The 16,566-nt window shown below is 64.0% G+C and carries 18 protein-coding genes; 15 read left to right on the forward strand and 3 right to left on the reverse strand.

The annotated features are described in order from the left end of the window. Positions 1 to 237 precede the first annotated feature (237 nt). Both KQH53_18560 and KQH53_18565 read left to right on the forward strand, forming a co-directional pair. On the forward strand, positions 238 to 1,668 hold the full coding sequence (locus KQH53_18560; protein MCB2228685.1) for a glycosyltransferase: 1,431 nt from the start codon (positions 238 to 240) through the stop codon (positions 1,666 to 1,668). Between the two features lie 189 nt (positions 1,669 to 1,857). Then, a complete protein-coding gene (locus tag KQH53_18565) occupies positions 1,858 to 2,223 on the forward strand; it encodes a hypothetical protein (protein MCB2228686.1) in 366 nt (121 codons plus the stop codon). Between the two features lie 176 nt (positions 2,224 to 2,399). On the opposite strand, the gene KQH53_18570 is transcribed toward KQH53_18565, so the two are convergent. Beyond that, complete coding sequence (locus tag KQH53_18570) at positions 2,400 to 2,738, reverse strand: hypothetical protein (protein ID MCB2228687.1); 339 nt, start codon at positions 2,736 to 2,738, stop codon at positions 2,400 to 2,402. A gap of 302 nt (positions 2,739 to 3,040) precedes the next feature. Between KQH53_18570 and KQH53_18575 the strand changes: the two genes are divergently transcribed. From KQH53_18575 to KQH53_18635, 13 genes are all read left to right on the forward strand, one after another. Then, positions 3,041 to 3,679 (forward strand): GntR family transcriptional regulator, encoded by a 639-nt coding sequence (locus tag KQH53_18575; protein MCB2228688.1) that lies wholly within the window; start codon positions 3,041 to 3,043, stop codon positions 3,677 to 3,679. Continuing rightward, positions 3,676 to 4,476: a cyclase family protein gene (locus tag KQH53_18580; GenBank protein ID MCB2228689.1), complete on the forward strand. Its 801-nt coding sequence runs from the start codon at positions 3,676 to 3,678 to the stop codon at positions 4,474 to 4,476. Before KQH53_18575 ends, KQH53_18580 begins: the two co-directional genes overlap by 4 nt. A gap of 178 nt (positions 4,477 to 4,654) precedes the next feature. Next, complete coding sequence (locus KQH53_18585) at positions 4,655 to 5,845, forward strand: ABC transporter substrate-binding protein (GenBank protein ID MCB2228690.1); 1,191 nt, start codon at positions 4,655 to 4,657, stop codon at positions 5,843 to 5,845. A gap of 98 nt (positions 5,846 to 5,943) precedes the next feature. Continuing rightward, on the forward strand, positions 5,944 to 6,807 hold the full coding sequence (locus tag KQH53_18590; protein MCB2228691.1) for a branched-chain amino acid ABC transporter permease: 864 nt from the start codon (positions 5,944 to 5,946) through the stop codon (positions 6,805 to 6,807). Continuing rightward, positions 6,800 to 7,798 (forward strand): branched-chain amino acid ABC transporter permease, encoded by a 999-nt coding sequence (locus KQH53_18595; GenBank protein MCB2228692.1) that lies wholly within the window; start codon positions 6,800 to 6,802, stop codon positions 7,796 to 7,798. Before KQH53_18590 ends, KQH53_18595 begins: the two co-directional genes overlap by 8 nt. Beyond that, on the forward strand, positions 7,788 to 8,552 hold the full coding sequence (locus tag KQH53_18600; GenBank protein ID MCB2228693.1) for an ABC transporter ATP-binding protein: 765 nt from the start codon (positions 7,788 to 7,790) through the stop codon (positions 8,550 to 8,552). The genes KQH53_18595 and KQH53_18600 overlap by 11 nt, the downstream gene beginning before the upstream one ends. Positions 8,553 to 8,554: 2 nt before the next feature. Beyond that, complete coding sequence (locus tag KQH53_18605) at positions 8,555 to 9,271, forward strand: ABC transporter ATP-binding protein (GenBank protein MCB2228694.1); 717 nt, start codon at positions 8,555 to 8,557, stop codon at positions 9,269 to 9,271. Between the two features lie 51 nt (positions 9,272 to 9,322). Next, the gene (locus tag KQH53_18610) at positions 9,323 to 10,651 is read left to right on the forward strand and encodes an aspartate aminotransferase family protein (protein ID MCB2228695.1); all 1,329 of its coding nucleotides are present in this window, start codon (positions 9,323 to 9,325) and stop codon (positions 10,649 to 10,651) included. A gap of 55 nt (positions 10,652 to 10,706) precedes the next feature. Next, positions 10,707 to 11,399: a 5-oxoprolinase subunit PxpB gene (gene pxpB / locus KQH53_18615; GenBank protein MCB2228696.1), complete on the forward strand. Its 693-nt coding sequence runs from the start codon at positions 10,707 to 10,709 to the stop codon at positions 11,397 to 11,399. After that, positions 11,392 to 12,348, forward strand: a complete 957-nt coding sequence (locus tag KQH53_18620; GenBank protein MCB2228697.1) for a biotin-dependent carboxyltransferase family protein — start codon at positions 11,392 to 11,394, stop codon at positions 12,346 to 12,348. Before pxpB ends, KQH53_18620 begins: the two co-directional genes overlap by 8 nt. 10 nt (positions 12,349 to 12,358) lie before the next feature. After that, positions 12,359 to 13,138: a 5-oxoprolinase subunit PxpA gene (locus tag KQH53_18625; protein ID MCB2228698.1), complete on the forward strand. Its 780-nt coding sequence runs from the start codon at positions 12,359 to 12,361 to the stop codon at positions 13,136 to 13,138. A 279-nt stretch (positions 13,139 to 13,417) separates the two neighbouring features. Beyond that, positions 13,418 to 13,846 carry a MaoC family dehydratase gene (locus KQH53_18630; GenBank protein ID MCB2228699.1) on the forward strand — a complete coding sequence of 143 codons (429 nt, stop codon included), beginning with the start codon at positions 13,418 to 13,420 and terminating at the stop codon, positions 13,844 to 13,846. Position 13,847: 1 nt separating this feature from the next. Next, a complete protein-coding gene (locus KQH53_18635; GenBank protein ID MCB2228700.1) occupies positions 13,848 to 14,033 on the forward strand; it encodes a hypothetical protein in 186 nt (61 codons plus the stop codon). A gap of 44 nt (positions 14,034 to 14,077) precedes the next feature. Here KQH53_18635 and KQH53_18640 read toward each other — a convergent pair whose 3' ends face one another. Then, positions 14,078 to 15,673: an acyl CoA:acetate/3-ketoacid CoA transferase gene (locus KQH53_18640; protein MCB2228701.1), complete on the reverse strand. Its 1,596-nt coding sequence runs from the start codon at positions 15,671 to 15,673 to the stop codon at positions 14,078 to 14,080. Between the two features lie 52 nt (positions 15,674 to 15,725). Then, positions 15,726 to 16,529 (reverse strand): alpha/beta hydrolase, encoded by an 804-nt coding sequence (locus KQH53_18645; GenBank protein ID MCB2228702.1) that lies wholly within the window; start codon positions 16,527 to 16,529, stop codon positions 15,726 to 15,728. Between the last annotated feature and the right edge of the window lie 37 nt (positions 16,530 to 16,566).

The raw sequence follows: 16,566 nt of genomic DNA on the forward strand, positions 1-16,566 counted from the left end.
CCCTTGAGGGATACAGGCTTCTTAGTGCGGATTGTAGCGCCGGGAAGGCGTTTTTCCCACTGTAAAACCATGCCCCCGCCAGGGAACCGCCGGTTCCCCCGCGAAAAAGCCTTGCGCCGTTTGTGAGTCGGATCAGCACCTTACGCGATGGCACTGGGATTGCTTGTGTGAGGGCATGGCTGCGCGGGCCTGGGCGCCCGCCTTTTTGGCCCTTTAACAACACCACAGGATCGATTCATGGTCACCTTTTTCGCGGTCATAACTAAATTGCTGCGCTTTCTGAACGGCAAAATCTCCGGGCTGGGCAAGCTGGCCACCCTGGGCGCGCTGATCGCCCTGGGCGTGGGCGCCTGGCTCATGGGCGACGATTTTCTGGACGAGCTGGAGATGCTAAGCCACCAACTGGAGGACTCCCCCTGGCTCAGCCTGGCCCGCCTCTCCCTGCTCATCGCCCTATTCGCCCTGGTGTGGCGCATTTACCTGGCCCTCACCTACCGGGACCACCAGCCCTGCGCGGACCATGAGCTGCCCGAAATAACCGTGGTGGTGCCGGCCTACAACGAAGGAGAGCAGGTGCTGGCCACTCTCAGGAGCCTGGCGGCCAGCGACTACCCCAGGGAAAAGATGCACCTCATCGCGGTGGACGACGGCTCCCAGGACGACACCTGGCAGTGGATGCAGGCCGCCGGCCAGGAGCTGGGCGGGCTGGTGGAGCTGATCAAGAGCCCCCAGAACCGGGGCAAACGCCACGCCCTGTACCAGGGCTTCCAGCGGGCGCGGGGCAGCGTGCTGGTCACGGTGGACAGCGACTCCGAGGTGCTGCCCGACACCCTCAGGCACTTGGTGACCCCCATCGCCAAGGACCCGGTGTGCGGCGCGGTGGCGGGCAACGTGCGGGTGCTCAACCTGAGCGAAGGCATCATCCCGCGCATGATGGAGGTGAGCTTCGTTTTCAGCTTCGACTTCATCCGCGCGGCCCAGAGCCGCATCAACACGGTTATCACCACTCCCGGGGCCCTCTCGGCCTACCGCGAGGAGGCGGTGCGGCCCCATCTGGAGGGCTGGCTCAACCAGCAGTTCTTCGGCCGCCCGGCCAACATCGGCGAGGACCGCGCCCTGACCAACATCGTGCTCAAGAACGGCTATCACGTGCTTTTCGCCCGCAAGGCCGAGGTGTTGACCAAGGTGCCCCTGCGCTACAAGGGCCTGTGCCGCATGTTTTTGCGCTGGGCGCGCAGCAACCTGCGCGAAACCCTGGTGATGACCGGCTTCATCTTCCGGCGCTTCCGCAAGACCCCGGCCCTGGGCGCGCGGGTGAACCTGCTCATCTTCCTGTTCCGCATGACCGCCGGAGAGTGGCTCAAGCTGGGCTCCCTGGGGGTGATCCTGGTCAGCCCCTGGGTCATGGGGGTGAACCTGCTCCTGGGCGCGGCCATCGGCGGCTCCCTGCCCGCCCTGGTCTACGTGATCCGCCAGCGCAACAGCAACTTCCTGTGGGCCTTCCCCTACGCCCTGTTCTGGATGGTGGGCCTTACCTGGATCAGCCTATGGGCCATCCTCACCCCCCACAAGAACGGCTGGCTGACCCGGGGTCTGCGCCAGCACGACGCGCCCGTCGGGGCACCGGCCCAGGAGGAAGCCGCGTTTCAACGGGTTAACTCGCTGTAATTAATAAAAAATTATCCCGCAGCCCGCTCTTGGCGCGGCCAGAGGCGGGCTGAGGGGGAAACCGGGTTTCCGCTTTTTGGCGGCGCTTTAGTTCAGGGTCTGTAATTACGGCTAGTTACGGTTTTGCACCATTCTTGCTAATCACCTGGCCGGGGCAGAAGGGCCCCGCAACCAGCAGGAGGAATCAAGATGTTCGGCAAGCTGTTCAAGCGCGAAGGCAAGCAGGAGGGCGCGGCCCAGACCGCCCAGCCCAAGGGTGAAAGGCCCCGGGACATTAACGCCTCGGTGGGCCGCGACCTGGTGGTCAAGTTCCGCGAGGACCCGGACTGGGTCTGGAAGCTCAAGCAGGTGCAGAAGCACTCGGACCAGGGCGAGCACATGCGCGATTTCCGGGTGTACGACGCGGCGGCGGCCGGGGCGCGGGGCGTGACGGTGCGCGACTTCGCCAGCCTGGACTCGCATCCCGAGCTGATCCTGTACCACGGCTGGCTCAACGTGAAAAACAACGACGCGCAGGTGGTCAGCGGCATGGGCCAGGCCCAAAAGGCCAGCTAGGCGGGTTTCTTTCAAGGTGGCCGCCGAGCTCGTCGCCATATCTTGTTTTGGATTTAGCCTTGGTCGGTCCGGCTTGTGTTGGGCCGGCCAAGTAAAAATCCATAGCTACAAAAACCTGAACTCAACCCCACCAGACAGGCGAAAAACGCCGCTGAAAGGCGTGAACGGTCCGCACCCTACCCCGTGTATAGGCCGGGACGACTTAGGCGATTTTGGGAGATGGTGCGGTCAATAAAGCTAAAATCCCGGGCTAATTTGTAAGGCACTTCGGTAGGCAAGTGACCTTGCCGCACCATCCCCACGCTTTGCATGCCGGCATCTTCTTTCCCACCGACCGCCAGATCAAAATAGCCGGAGAACAAGCCAAAGAGGTCGCCGTGTTCGCTGTGGGCGAACCGCAGCTTCCGCGCCTCCGCCGAGCCCGAAGAGTAGATATACAGGAGCAGGCCGGCCCGTTGCCATTCTCGCATGGCATCCACAGCGTCGCTGTATACCTGGCCCTTTGGTGCCGGCATGAATTGCGTTCACCCGCCCGATTCGGTGTTCAAGGTGGAAAACCGGCGGCCGGCCCGCTCAATGGGTCGTGGGTTTTTGCGATTAAATTAAGCATGTTGGCCAAGTTGCAGACGCGACAAATGCCCAGAACCACCGCCTGCGCGACATAAGTCTGCTCGTTGAATAAAAAGTTTCCTGTTGACAGTAAATTTGTGAAGATGTTATTCAGAGATATTATATCTGATATCTCAGTTGGTCAGTTATGAACCGCCACAAGGAAAACTCGCTATCCGCCGTAAAGGTGCCGCCTTCCCTAAGAGAGATGGCTTTCGACGCCATCAAGGAAGGGATCATGAGCAACACGCTCAAGGCCGGCCACACCTACAGCGAACATTCCCTGGCCAAACAACTGGGCATGTCCAAGACCCCGGTTCACGAAGCCTTGCTGGACCTTGCCCTGCGCGGCTTTGTCAACTTGGTGCCGCGCAAGGGGATCGTAATCAGGTCTCTCTCCATCGATGAGATCAAGGATCTCTACGATTTCCGCCTGGTGCTGGAAGTTGCGGTAATGCGCAAAGTGGCCGGGCACATCACCCCCTCCCAGATAGAGCGGCTGTGGGAGATACACAACGCTTGCGTGGCGGCCACCGAGGCCGACGATCATGTCGGCTACATCAAAAACGACCGCATATACCATTCCTACATGGCCTCCCTGGCCAACAACAGCTACATGGTCGTGGCCTTGGAGAACGTGCGCGACCTCATCGATTGGATGGGGGTTCGCGCCATGACCCGTCCCGGCCGGTTGCCGGAGGTGGATGTGGAGCACGCCCTGGTAATCGAAAAGCTGGCTGAAAACGACGGCGAGGCGGCCGCCAAGGCCATGGAGGCTCACGTAAGGGCCACCGAGCACAACTCGCTCTCTTGGCATGATCGTCTTCAAATGGGGGACGAGGCTTGAATCCCGAGGAGCTGGCCGCCTTGGCCCAAAAGGCCAAAGTTTACGACCTAGGCATGGACTATTTCGTGGGCATGCCTCATTTTCCCACCCATCCGCCTTTCACCTTTTCGCTGGGCCGGCTTCACGGGGACCTGCCATACGGGGACGAGGGCCTGACCGCCGCCAATTGCGTCTTTTCCACTGGCGGGCACACAGGCACCCACATCGACGCCCTGGGCCACATCAGCGTGAACCGTCAAGTGCACGGGGTGGGGGACATCACCCCCTTCCAGGGTTATGAGGGCCTTAAAAAAGGCGGCATAGAGGAGGTGGACCCTATCTTCTGCAAGGGTCACCTGCTGGATATCGCGGGGCACCTGGGAGTGGATTGCCTGGAAAGCGGCTACCCCATCGACCCCCCGGCCCTTGAAGGCGCCTCCCGGGCCTGCGGGGCCGAGTTGGGCCCCGGCGATGCCGTGCTCATCCGCACCGGATGGATACAACACTTTTCCGACCCGCAAAAATACATCGGTCATGAACACGGCGCTCCGGGCCTGGTGGAAAGCGGAGCGCGCTGGTTGGCCGACAAGGGAGTCAAGTTTGTAGGCAGCGACACTTCGGCGCTTGAAAAGACGCCTTCGCCGGGATTACCGGTTCACGGCATCCTGCTGGTGGAAAACGGAATACACATCATGGAAGTGCTCAACCTGGAGGAACTGGCGGCCGACAAGGCGGCCGATTTCTTGTTTATCGCTCTACCTCTGAAGATAAGGGGCGGCACCGGTTCGCCCATTCGCCCCATAGCTGTCGTTTTATAGGCGAAATTGCGCCTGCCCAAGCGAAGAGGCCGGGGAAATCCGCCCCTTGCGGCCTCGTGGGGCCATCACCAGGCACCAGCCGGAGAACACCGGGTCTTTTGCCGAACTTTGCCGGTAAGGCTCTAGAGGATAAATAGCAAAATAAGGAGGCATTGCAATGTGTGTATCCATTAAACCCTTGGCGAAGACCCTCGGGCTGCTGGGCCTTATGGCCCTGGCCGGTTTGCTGGTGGTTTCCCCTGCCTTGACCGGGACCGGCCTGGCCGAGACCAAAACCCTGAAGATCCTCTCCAACAACCCCTTCTCGGGCAAGGCCGCCTCTTGGGGCTTTTCCCAGGACCGCGGCGTGGGCCTGGCGGTGGAAGCGGTGAACAAGGCCGGTGGCATCAAGATCGGCGACACCACCTACATGTGGGAAAAGATCCAGTGCGACAACCGCTACATTCCCGCTGACGCGATTTCCTGCCTGAAACGGGGCGTGGCCCAAGGGGCCAAGTTCATGTGCACCCTGGGCGGGGCGGTGACCAAGCCGCAAATTCCCCTGATCAACAAGAACAAAATAATCACCATCGCCGCCATTGCCGGCGGGGCCGACTTCACCAACGCCAAGAACAAGTACCTGTTCCGCACCATGCCTTCGGCCGACCTGACCATGGCCATCGAGGGCATCAAGATTTACAAGAAGCTCGGCGTCAAAAGGCTGGTGCTGCTCACCGCCGACAACGTTCTGGGGCACAGCGACGCCAAGACCCTGAAGAACGCGCTCAAGGTCAACAACATGAGTGACATCCTGGTGGCCGAGGAGTTCGTGCCCATCGACACCGGCGACTTCTCCCCGGCGCTTACCCGGATACTGGCAAAGAATCCCGACCATATCGAGGGCGGCGCCTGGCCCGCGGCGGGCCTGGCCCTTTTGATCAAGCAGGCCCGGGAGCTTGGCTACAAGGGCACCTTCACCAACCTCACCGGCGCTCCCAAGGTGGGCCCCCTGGTCAAGATCGGCGGCAAGAAGAACGTGGAAGGCGTGATCATGCTGCGCCTGTGGCCGCCGGACCAGCTTCCCACCCAGGCCTTCAAGGACTACTGGGCTAAGTACCGCAAGCTCTACGACCAGGACCCCGGGGCCAACAGCTGGGAGAGCTACATGGCCTTCATGCACATGTCGGCCGCAGTGCAAAAGGCCCAGAGCCTGGACCCGGACAAGATCGTGGCGGTCATGCGCGACCTGGAGATCAAGAGCCTGTTGGGCGACCTCAAGCTGATCGGCAAGGACAACCCCCTGCTGCCCGGCTACGGCATCAACAACCAGTACACCTCCCCGCTGCCCCTGACCGAGCTCAAGGACGGCAAGCCGGTGATCTGGCAGTAAGGCCGCGCGCCATCTAACCCCAACGGCCGGCCGGCGCCCCCAAGCCCGGTGCGCCGGCCGGCCTTGCTCAAAGACCCCAAGGGAAATCGGTTGACACCGTGACGACACAGATGTTCATGCAGATGGTGGTCACCGGGCTGGTGCTGGGTTCCATCTATATGTTGGTGGCCTCGGGGCTCACCCTGATCTACGGCATCATGCACCAGGTGAACATGGCCCACGGCGTGTTCTTCATGCTGGGCGCCATGGCCACCTATTACGCCACCGAGGTTTTGGGCCTGCCCTATTTCGTCTCCCTGTTTTCCCTGGTGCTGGTCTTTCCTTTTATCGGGGCGGCGTTCGAGCGATCCATCTTCCGCAACATCCGCCACATCTGGCTGGCCGGCTACATGGCCACCGTGGGCGTGTGGATGCTCATGGAGGGCCTGGGCTGGCAGGTGTTCGGCACCGAGCAGAAAGCGGTGAGCTTCCCCATAACCGGCCTGATCCGTTTCCCGGGCGGGGCGGTGTTGCCGGCCAACAAGATGTGGGTGGGCATCATCGCCATCGCCATCATGGTGGGAGTCTACTACCTGGTGGGCCGCACCACCCTGGGCCGCCAGCTCAGGGCGGTGGAGCAGAACCCCCGCGCCGCCGAGCTGATGGGCATCAACGCCGATCGGGCCGCGGCCAAGGGCTTCGCCCTGGGAGTTACCCTGGCCGCCCTGGCCGGCGGGCTGGTGAGCACCCTGTACTCGGTGGACCCCTCCTGCGGCTCCACCCCCATGCTCAAGGCCTTCATCATCATCATCCTGGGCGGCCTGGGCAGCGTCACCGGCTCGGTGATCGCGGCCTACATCCTGGGGTTCATCGACTCTTTCGGAGGCAGCCTCCTGGGGCACCAGGCCAGCCACTTCATGGGATTCGGCCTGGTGATCCTCATCCTCATCTTCAAACCGGCCGGGATCATGGGCGATGAATAAGAAGCTGATCCCCTATATCGCGGGGCTGGCGGTCATGGCCGTCCTGGCCCTGTTGCCGCCCCTGTTCAAGCTGGCCGCGCCGGAGATGTGGGAGCTCAGCGCCCACATCGGCATCCGCATCCTGCTCAACGTGGGCTTCGGCCTGTGCCTGTGGCTGATGCTCCAGGCCGGTGAACTCAGCCTGGGCCAGGGCGGCTTCATCACCATCGGGGCCTACACCACCGGCATCCTGGTGGCCAAGTACGAGCTGATCAGCGTGGTGTGGCTGGGCTATCTGGCCGGGGCGGCGGTGGCCGCGCTGTTCGCCCTGATGCTGGGCTACCTCATCGTGCACCTCAAGCGAATCTTCTTTTTGCTGGTCACCTGGTCCTTCGCCGAGATGCTGCACCCGGTGCTCACCTCCTTCGAGCATCCCTTCGGCGGGGCCATGGGCATCATCGACATCCCCGGCCCGGAGGGCGTTTCCCTGTTCAGCGAGTCCTGGACCGGCTATTACTACATCGCCCTCCTATACGGCTTCGCGGTGCTCTGGCTGGTCTGGCGGGTGGCCGGTTCCAAGATCGGGCTGATCAACAAGTCCATCGGGCTCAACGACGAACTGGTCACCTTCTGCGGGCTCTACGTGCGCAAGTACAAGGTCATGGTCTTCGTGCTGGGCTGCTTCATCACCGGCATCGGCGGGGGCATCCTGGCCAGCTACCTCACGGCCATCTCGCCCGAGACCTTCACCTTCTTCACCTCGCTGGACATCATCATGTTCAACCTCATTGGAGGCATGGGCAGCATCGCCGGGCCCATCGTGGGGGCGGTGATCCTCACGGGCCTGAACGAGTACCTGTTCGCGGTGGGCTACTGGCGCATGGTGATCTACGGCCTGATCATCATCTTCTTCATCACCATGTTGCCCGGCGGCATGATCTCCCTGCCCGCGGTTATCCGCGCCCGGTTGAGCCGCGGCAACAAGGAGGGGGAGGCCGGTCATGGACGATAGGGAAATCCTGCGGGTGAGCGAGGTGGGCAAGAACTTCGGCGGGTTGGAGGCCCTGACCGAGGTGAGCTTCGCGGTGGAGACCGGCGAGTTCTTTGGGCTCATCGGGCCCAACGGCGCCGGCAAGTCGGTGATGGTCAACCTGATCAGCGGCATGTACCGCCCCAGCCGGGGACAGATCACCTTCGACGGCCAACTCATAACCGGCCTCAGGCCGGACCGCATCATCAAGATGGGCCTCAGCCGCACCTTCCAGCACTCCACTCTGTTCTTCGACCTCACGGTGCGCCAGAACATCATGATGGGGGTGCGCGAACTGGCCGGGGTGGGCCTTTTGGAATCCATAATGCGCACCGCGGGGGCCCGGGCCAAGGATCGGGACATAGAGGCGCGGGCCCAGGAGGTGATGGAGACCCTGGATCTGAGCGGGCAGGCCGAGGAAAAGGCGGCCAACCTGCCTTATGGCCTGCAAAAGGTGGTGGCCATCGGCATCGCCATCGCGCCTCGGCCCAAGGTGCTGGTCCTGGACGAGCCCCTCACCGGGCTGGTGGCCGCGGAGGTGGACCAGGTGATGGGCCATATCGCGGCGCTAAACCGCCAGGGCATGACCATCTTCATCATCGAGCACAACATGCGGGCCATGATGCATCACTGCGGCCGCATGATGGTCTTGAGCTTCGGCAACAAGATCGCCGAGGGCGCCCCGTCGGAGATACAAAAGAACCCCGAAGTCATCAAATCCTATCTAGGGGAATAAGCTTGGCCTTGCTGGAGTTGAAACAGGTCGTGGCGGGCTATGGCCCGGCGGTGGCCCTGCACGAAGTCAGCCTGACCCTGGAGGCGGGGCAGCGCGTCTCCCTCCTGGGGGCCAACGGGGCCGGCAAGAGCTCCACGGTCAACGTGATCAGCGGGCTGTTGCCCATCCGCGCGGGAGAGGTTTGGTTCCAGGGCCAGAGGATCGACCAGGTGCCCGCCCACCGGGTGGTGGGCCTGGGCATCGCCCAGATACCCGAAGGCCGCCTGGTCTTCCCCAAGATGACGGTGTGGGAGAACCTGGAGCTGGGGGCCACCGCCCTGGGCGACCAGGCCCAGAAAAACGAGCTGCTGCGCGAGGTGTACGAGCTTTTTCCCCGTTTGGCCGAGCGGCGCAAGCAGCTGGCCGGCACCATGAGCGGGGGCGAGCAGCAGATGCTGGCCGTGGGGCGCGCCCTGATGTCCCGGCCCAGGCTGATCCTTTCCGACGAGATATCCATGGGCCTGGCCCCCATGGTGGTGCGCGACATCTACGACACTCTGTTGCGCATCAACCAGGAGTGGGGGGTGACCCTTTTGATGGTGGAGCAGGAGGCCAAGCTGGCCCTGGAAGTGGCCGACACCTGCCACCTGCTGGAATCCGGGCACATCGTGGCCTCGGGCACCGCCCGGGAGATGGCCCAGAGCGAGCTGGTGCGCAAAGTGTATTTGGCCGAAGACTAGGCTGTTCGATGTCCCGGCCCCGGGAGACGGGGTCCGGCCGAGGGAGTAATCATGTCCGGGACCAGCAGTTCGGTGTTTCCCCGCCGCCTGGGCGAGCCGTTGCCCATGGCGGTTTCCGGCGAGGGGGTTTGGCTTTTCGACGCGGACGGCAAGCGCTATCTCGACGCCTCGGGGGGCGCGGTGGTGGTCAACCTGGGCCATGCCAGGGAAGAGATAGTCCGGGCGGTGGCCGAGCAAATGGGCAAGCTTTCCTACGCCCATCCCACCATGTTCACCAGCGTGCCGGTGGAGGATTTGGCCACGGCTCTGTCCGCCCATACCCCCGGCGATTTGAATCGCTTCTACTTCATGACCTCCGGTTCGGAGGCCAACGAGACCGCCATAAAGCTGGCCCGGCAGATCCACCAGGCCCGGGGGGAGCACGACAGGACCGTGCTGATCTCCCGCTGGCGCTCCTACCACGGCCTGACCATGGGCGCCTTGGCCGCGGCCGGCCGCCCGGCCTTCCGCACGGCCTACATGCCTATGATTCACGACGCGGTGCACATACCGCCGCCCTATTGCCTGCGCTGCTCCTACGGTTTGGAGCACCCCTCCTGCGGGCTGCGCTGCGCCTTGGCCCTGGATGAGACCATCCAGAACCTGGGCCCCAAGGTGGTCTCGGCCTTTCTTATCGAGCCGGTGAGCGGCGCCACCCTGGCCGGGTGGCCTCCTCCGGAAGGCTACCTGGAGATGGTGCGTGATATCTGCAGCCGATACGGGGTGCTTTTGATCTTCGACGAGGTCATGACCGGCATGGGGCGCACGGGCGACTGGTTCGCCGGTTGCCGCTATGGGGTGACCCCGGACATGATGACCCTGGGCAAGGGGCTCACCGGCGGTCATTTGGCCTTGTCCGCCGTGGCGGTGAGCCAGGAGCATTACGCGGCGGTGGAGCAAGGCCTGGGCGCCTTCAACCACGGCGGCACCTACAGCCACCACCCGGTGGGCTGCGCCGCCGGCTTGGCCGCGGTGCGCATTCTGGAGAAGGAAAAACTTGTCGAGCGGGCCGGGGCCATGGAGCCTTTTTTGGGGGAGCAGCTTAGCCGGCACTTGCTCGACTCGCCTTTCGTGGCCAGCGTGAGGGGAGTCGGCATGCTCTGGGGCGTGGAGCTGGTGGCCGACAAACAGACTTTGCGGCCCTTTGCCCGGAGCGAAAAGGTGACCGAGCGCCTGTGGCAGCATCTTTTCGAGCGTGGCATCCTCGTGTATAAGGCGGTAGGTTTGGCCGGCGTGGATGGGGACGCCTTGGTGGTGTCGCCGCCTTTTATCATGGACCGGGAACAAATCACCCAGGTGGCCGTTGCCATTAAAGAGGCCATCAACGAGGTGCTGGGTTAATCGATAGAGCATGCTTTTCCCGAAGCCTCAATTAAAGCCGTCCGGGGACCGTGCCTTGCGCATAACCTTTGGGGACGAGCGCAGCCTGGAGGTCAACCGCCCGGTGCGGGCCTTGAGCGGTATGCTCGAGTCCCAATCCATCCCCGGCCTGCGGGAGATGGTGCCCACCTACGCCTCCTTGACCGTGCTCTACGATCCCGACGCCGTCGCTTTCCAGGAGCTGAAGTCGCGCCTGGAGGAGATGGCCGAGACGGCCATGAGCCGCAAGGATGAGGAAAACGCGGGAAGGCTGCTGCGCATACCGGTTTGCTACCAGGGGCCCTATGCGCCGGACATGGAATATATCTGCGACTACACCGGACTCAGCCCGCGGGAAGTGATCAGCCTGCACACCCAAGAAGCCTACTTCGTGTTTCAGCTCGGCTTCACCCCCGGCTGCCCTTTCATCGGGCCTTTGCAGGAGCAGCTGCACGTGCCCCTGATGCAGTCGCCGCGCACCCACACCCCCAAGGGGGCGGTGGCCATCAGCGTGGGGCAAACCGTGATTTACCCCCGGGCCACCCCGGGGGGCATGCGCATAGTGGGCAGCACCCCGGTGCAGCTTTTCCAGCTCGAGCATTCGGACCTGACCCTGTTCAAACCGGGGGACCGGGTGCGGTTCGCCGCCGTGGACCTGGCCGAGTATCGGGACATAGAGGCGCGGGCCGTAAAGCTTTACGACGGGGTGGAGATCCTCGGCCATGACTGAGGGCGTTGCCTTCATAAGGGTTTTGCAACCCGGCGCCCAAAGCTCGGTGCAAGACTTGGGCAGGCCGGGATATCAGAGCCTGGGCATTGCCGAGGCCGGAGGCATGGACTGCTACTCCCTGGTGCAGGCCAACCGCCTGTTGGGTAACCCGGACAACGCCGCCGCCCTGGAGATGACCCTGGTGGGCCCCAGGCTGCGCTTCCAGCGGGACGGAAGCTTCGCTCTGGCCGGCGCCGACCTTTCGGCCCGGCTGGGCGGCGAGCCCCTCGCGCCGGGGCGGGCCTACCGCGCCGCAGCGGGGCAGGTGTTGAAGTTCGGTCCCCGGCGCAACGGCATGCGGGCCTATCTGGCGGTCCCGGGCGGTATGGACACCCCCCTGGTCCTGGGCAGCCGCTCCACCTACATCTATGCCGGTTTCGGAGGCCCCGCGGGGCGATCCCTGCAAAAGGACGATCTGCTGCAATGCCTTTCCGACCCTGAAAGCGTCCGGGCGACCTCTGATGTGCCCGCCGATTTGCTGCTGCCCCTGGACGGCCCCCGGGTGCTCAGGGTCGTAATCGGCCCGCAAGAGGAGCGCTTCACCAGCCAGGGCATCGCGACTTTTCTAAGCTCCACTTTTAAGGTGACCACCGAGTCCAACCGCATGGGCTACCGCCTCGACGGGCCGCGTATAGAGCACTCCGACGGGCCTATCGTGGTGAGCGAGGCCACGCCCTTGGGCGCGGTCCAGGTGCCGGGCCAGGGGCGCCCGGTGCTGCTGCTCAGGGAGCGCGGCACCACCGGCGGTTACACCAAGATCGCTTGCATCATATCCGCCGACATCGACAAGGTGGGCCAAGCGCCGCCCGGGTTCGAGATAAGCTTCCAAGCCGTGGAATTGGACCAGGCGCACCAGGCCGAGCGCCAAAGGTGGCTCGCCTTGGATGCCTGGCTTCCGCCAATCAAGTGAGGCAATGTAAATGAGCGTGATAGACCTCAACTGCGACATGGGCGAAAGCTTCGGGCCCTACAGCATGGGTTATGACCAGCAGGTGATGGAGCACATCACCTCGGCTAACATCGCCTGCGGCTGGCACGCCGGAGACCCGGTGGTAATGAACAAGACCGTGGCCATGGCGGCCGAACACGGCGTAAGCGTGGGCGCCCACCCCGGCTATCCGGACCTGCTGGGATTCGGCCGGCGGCACATGGAATGCTCACCTGCGGAGCTGCGCGACTACGTTGTTTACCAAGTGGGTGCTCTGGACGCATTTTGCCGCCTGCACGGCATCGCCCTCAGCCACGTGAAGCCCCACGGCAAGCTCTACCTCGATTGCCTGGATCGGGAGGATCAGGCCAGGGTCATCGCCCAGGCGGTCTACGATTACAATCCCGGGCTCATCTATGTGGCCTTTGCCGGTGCCAGGGGCGAGGTGATGCGACAGGTGGCCAAGCAAGTGGGGCTCAAGGTGGCCTTCGAGGCCTTTCCCGACCGGGCCTACACTCCCCAAGGCACCCTCACCCTTAGGGGGGAGCCCGGCGCGGTGGTCACGGACCCGGCCGAGGTCGCCGAGAGGGCCTACCGGGTGGCCACGGAGCAAAAGATGGTCACTACCGACGGCAGCGTGATCGACCTGGAAGCGCAGACCCTTTGCGTGCACGGCGACACGCCCACCGCCCTGGAGTTGGTTAAGTCCATCCGCGGGAAACTGACCGCCGAGGGAGTGAAAGTTGCCCCTATGTCCGAATTCCTGCAATAGTTCTTTAAGGCGAGCCAACTAGAGGCGCAGGCCCTGAGCCTGAATATCACGATTTCTACTATCAAATTTATCCGATACAAAACACAGGCTGTTTAGCTTCCCTCTGGAGAAGTCCTTTGAGGAGCGGCTCCCGGCGGCGGCCCAAAGCGCCCTGGCCCGCCGCCAAGGACTGCCGCCCCAGGGAGGAGTGGTGGCCCTGGCCGCGGCCGGCACAGGTTTCACCTGCGCGGCGGCCGCGCTACAATGGGGTGTCTGAGATAACCAGAAAGGTATGCAGCCATGAGCCAAGTCAACAGCATCGACCGCCTGAGCGTGGGCCAGATCTACGAGACCACCTTGACCGTGGATGAAAAGCGCATCGCCGCCTTTGCCGAGGCCACCGGCGACGACAACCCCATCCACTTTGACGACGAGGCCGCGGCCAAAAGCATCTTCGGCCGCCGGGTGGCCCAGGGCATGCTCACCGCCGGGTTCATCTCCGGGGTGTTCGGCACCCAGTTCCCCGGCTCGGGCACCATCTACATGTCCCAGTCGGTGCGCTTCCAGCGCCCGGTGTTCATAGGCGACGACATCACCGTGCGCCTCGAGGTCTTGGAGATGTGGCCCGAGAAAAACCGCATCCGGGTGGCGACCACCTGCCTCAACCAGGAAGGCCAGGAAGTGCTCAGCGGCGAGGCCATGGTCATGCCGCCCCCCAAGGACGCCTGAGATGACCCAACCCCAAATGCTCCGCGCCCCGGACCAGCTGGTGCTCCCCAGGGACGCCATGCAGAGTTTGCCGCGCAGCCTGCCCCAGGCCCGCCGCGAGGGCCTGGAAGGGCTCGATCACTTCTATATAATCATCCAGCCCCATGCGGGCCGGAGCCGAGCCATCGGGAGCTTCCTGTCCGCCTGACCGGCCGTGCCGGATTTTCGGGGCTGTCTTGGGGAAAAGCTTTTTTAGTCCGCGAAGAGCATGGGGTCCATTGGCCGCAGGTCCGGGGCCACCAGGGGCGCGAATTCCATTTTGCTCAGGATGTGCTCTTCCAGGTCCAGGCCCGGGGCCACCTCGGTGAGCAATAATCCTTCCGGGGTCAGCCGGAACACGCAGCGCTCAGTCACGTAGATCACCTGGCGGCCCAGGGAGGCGGCGCGCGCGCCGCTGAAGGTCACCTGCTCCACCTGGCGGATGAACTTGGCCTGGGTTCCTTCCTGGGATATGCACAGGCAGTCGTTGTTTGCCGCCACCAGGAGCCCGCAGGCGTTGAAGGTGCCCATGAATACTACCTTGCCGGCGTTCTGGCTTATGTTGATGAAGCCCCCCGCTCCCGCCAAGCGGGAGCCGAACTTGCTGACGTTCACATTGCCCTGCCGGTCTACCTGGGCCATGCCCAGAAAAGCCAGGTCCAAGCCGCCGCCGTCATAATAGTCGAACTGGCTGGGCTGGGAGATTATGGCCTCGGTGTTGATCCCCGCCCCGAAGCTGAGCCCGCCCACGGGCAGGCCGCCGATCACCCCGGGCTCGGTGGTCAAGGTGAGCTCTTCCAGGATGCCCATCTCATGGGCCACCACCGCCACCCCCTCGGGCATGCCGATGCCCAGGTTCACCACCATGCCCGGCTCCAGTTCCCGGGCCGCCCGCCGCGCGATAATCTTGCGCGGGCCCATCTCCATGGGCGGCAAGGAGGTCATGGGCATGCGTATTTCGCCGCTCAGGGCCGGGTTGTAGGGCTCGCCGAAGGTTTGCCAATGATGCTCGGGCCGGCTCACCACCACGTAGTCGACCAGGATGCCGGGAATCTTGACGTCCTTGGCCCGCAGGGTCCCTTCCCGGGCCACTCTCTCCACCTGCACGATGACCACGCCCCCCGAATTCTTGGCGGCCATGGCGATGGCCTGCGACTCCAGGGACAGGGCCTCCCTTTCCACCGTGACGTTGCCCTTGGTGTCCGCCGTGGTGCCGCGCAGCAGGGCCGCGTGGATGGGGAAGGTGCGGTAGGCGAGATACTCCTGGCCGTCGAAGTGCACCAGCTCCACCAAGTCCCCGCTGGTGGCCTGGTTTACCTTGCCCCCTTCGTGGCGGGGGTCCACAAAGGTGTCCAGGCCCACGCGGGTTATGGTGCGCGGCTTGTGGGCGGCGATGTCGCGGAAGAGATGGGAGATGACCCCCTGGGGCAGGTTGTAGGCCTGGATGCGGTTGGCGATGGCCAACTTTTGCAGGGCCGGGGCCAGCCCCCAGTGGCCGCCGATGACCTTGGCCACCATGCCGGGGTGCCCGAAGTGATTCAGCCCCCTGCCCATGCCGTCGCCCTGGCCGGCGGCGTAGACCAGGGTCAGGCCTTGGGGGTGGCCCCGTTGCAGGAAACGCTGCTCCAGGCCCACGGCCAGGCCCTCGGGAAAGCCGGTGCCCACAAAGCCGCCCGTGGCCAGGGTGGCCCCGTCTCGCACCGCGGCCAGGGCGGTCTCCAGGGGGACCACCTTGTTGCCGCGGGGCCGCTCTCCGCCGCCCGGCGGGGAGCCTTCGGCCTTTGGCCGCTTGGGTGCCTTATGCGTCATGTCCACCTAATGCCATGCCACCGTCTGGCGGCCCGGGGCGCCGGAGCTTGTCCTAGCCATCGAGGCCCGCCAGGAAGTCCAGAATGATTTGGTTGCACGCCTCGGCCTGCTCCACCAGGATCTGGTGGCCGCCGCCCGGCACCACCGCCAGTTTGGCGCCTGGGATGCGTTGAGCCAGGATCTCCGAGTTGCCCGGCGGAATCAGCACGTCGGCGTCGCCGGTGAGCACCAGGGTGGGAGACTTGATCTGGCCGAGGCGGTCATGGGTGTCGTGGCCCAACACCGCGATCCACTGCTTGGTGAGGATCTTGGCTCCGGCGGGATGCCGTAGGGACACTTGGGCGTATTCCTGGGCCAGCTCCGGACGCTGGGCCAGGTTTTCGGGGTCGAACAGAGTCGGAGCCGCGGCGATCTTGGCCTCCGGGCTGGCCTCGTAGACCATCGCCAGGAAGAGCTCCTCCACCTCGGCGCTGGCCCGCACCTGGCGGTCGCTGCCCGGGTGGGTGCAGGCCAAAACAAGACCGTCGACCCGCTCGGGGTGGTTGATGGCCAGCTCCTGGGCGATCATGCCGCCCATGGACAGGCCCATGACATGGGGCTTCTCCAGGGACAGGGCGTCCAACAGCTCCAGGGTGTCCTTGGCCATCATGGCCACGGTGAACTCGCCGCCGGGGTCCGGGGAGCGGGCGATGCCTCGGTTGTCGAAGGTGATCACCCGGTATTTGGTGGCCAGGGCGGGCATCTGGCTGTACCAGTGGTCCGCGTTGCTCCCCAGCCCCCTGATCATGACCAGGGGCTTTCCCTCGCCGTGTATCTCGTAATACAAGGAAGTCTCGCCGACGTTTATCTCGGGCATACCTCGCTCCCTGCGCGTCTTGATGTTAATGGGCAAG

Source organism: Desulfarculaceae bacterium, assembly GCA_020444545.1.
In the GTDB taxonomy this organism is placed as follows: Bacteria; Desulfobacterota; Desulfarculia; order Desulfarculales; family Desulfarculaceae; genus Desulfoferula.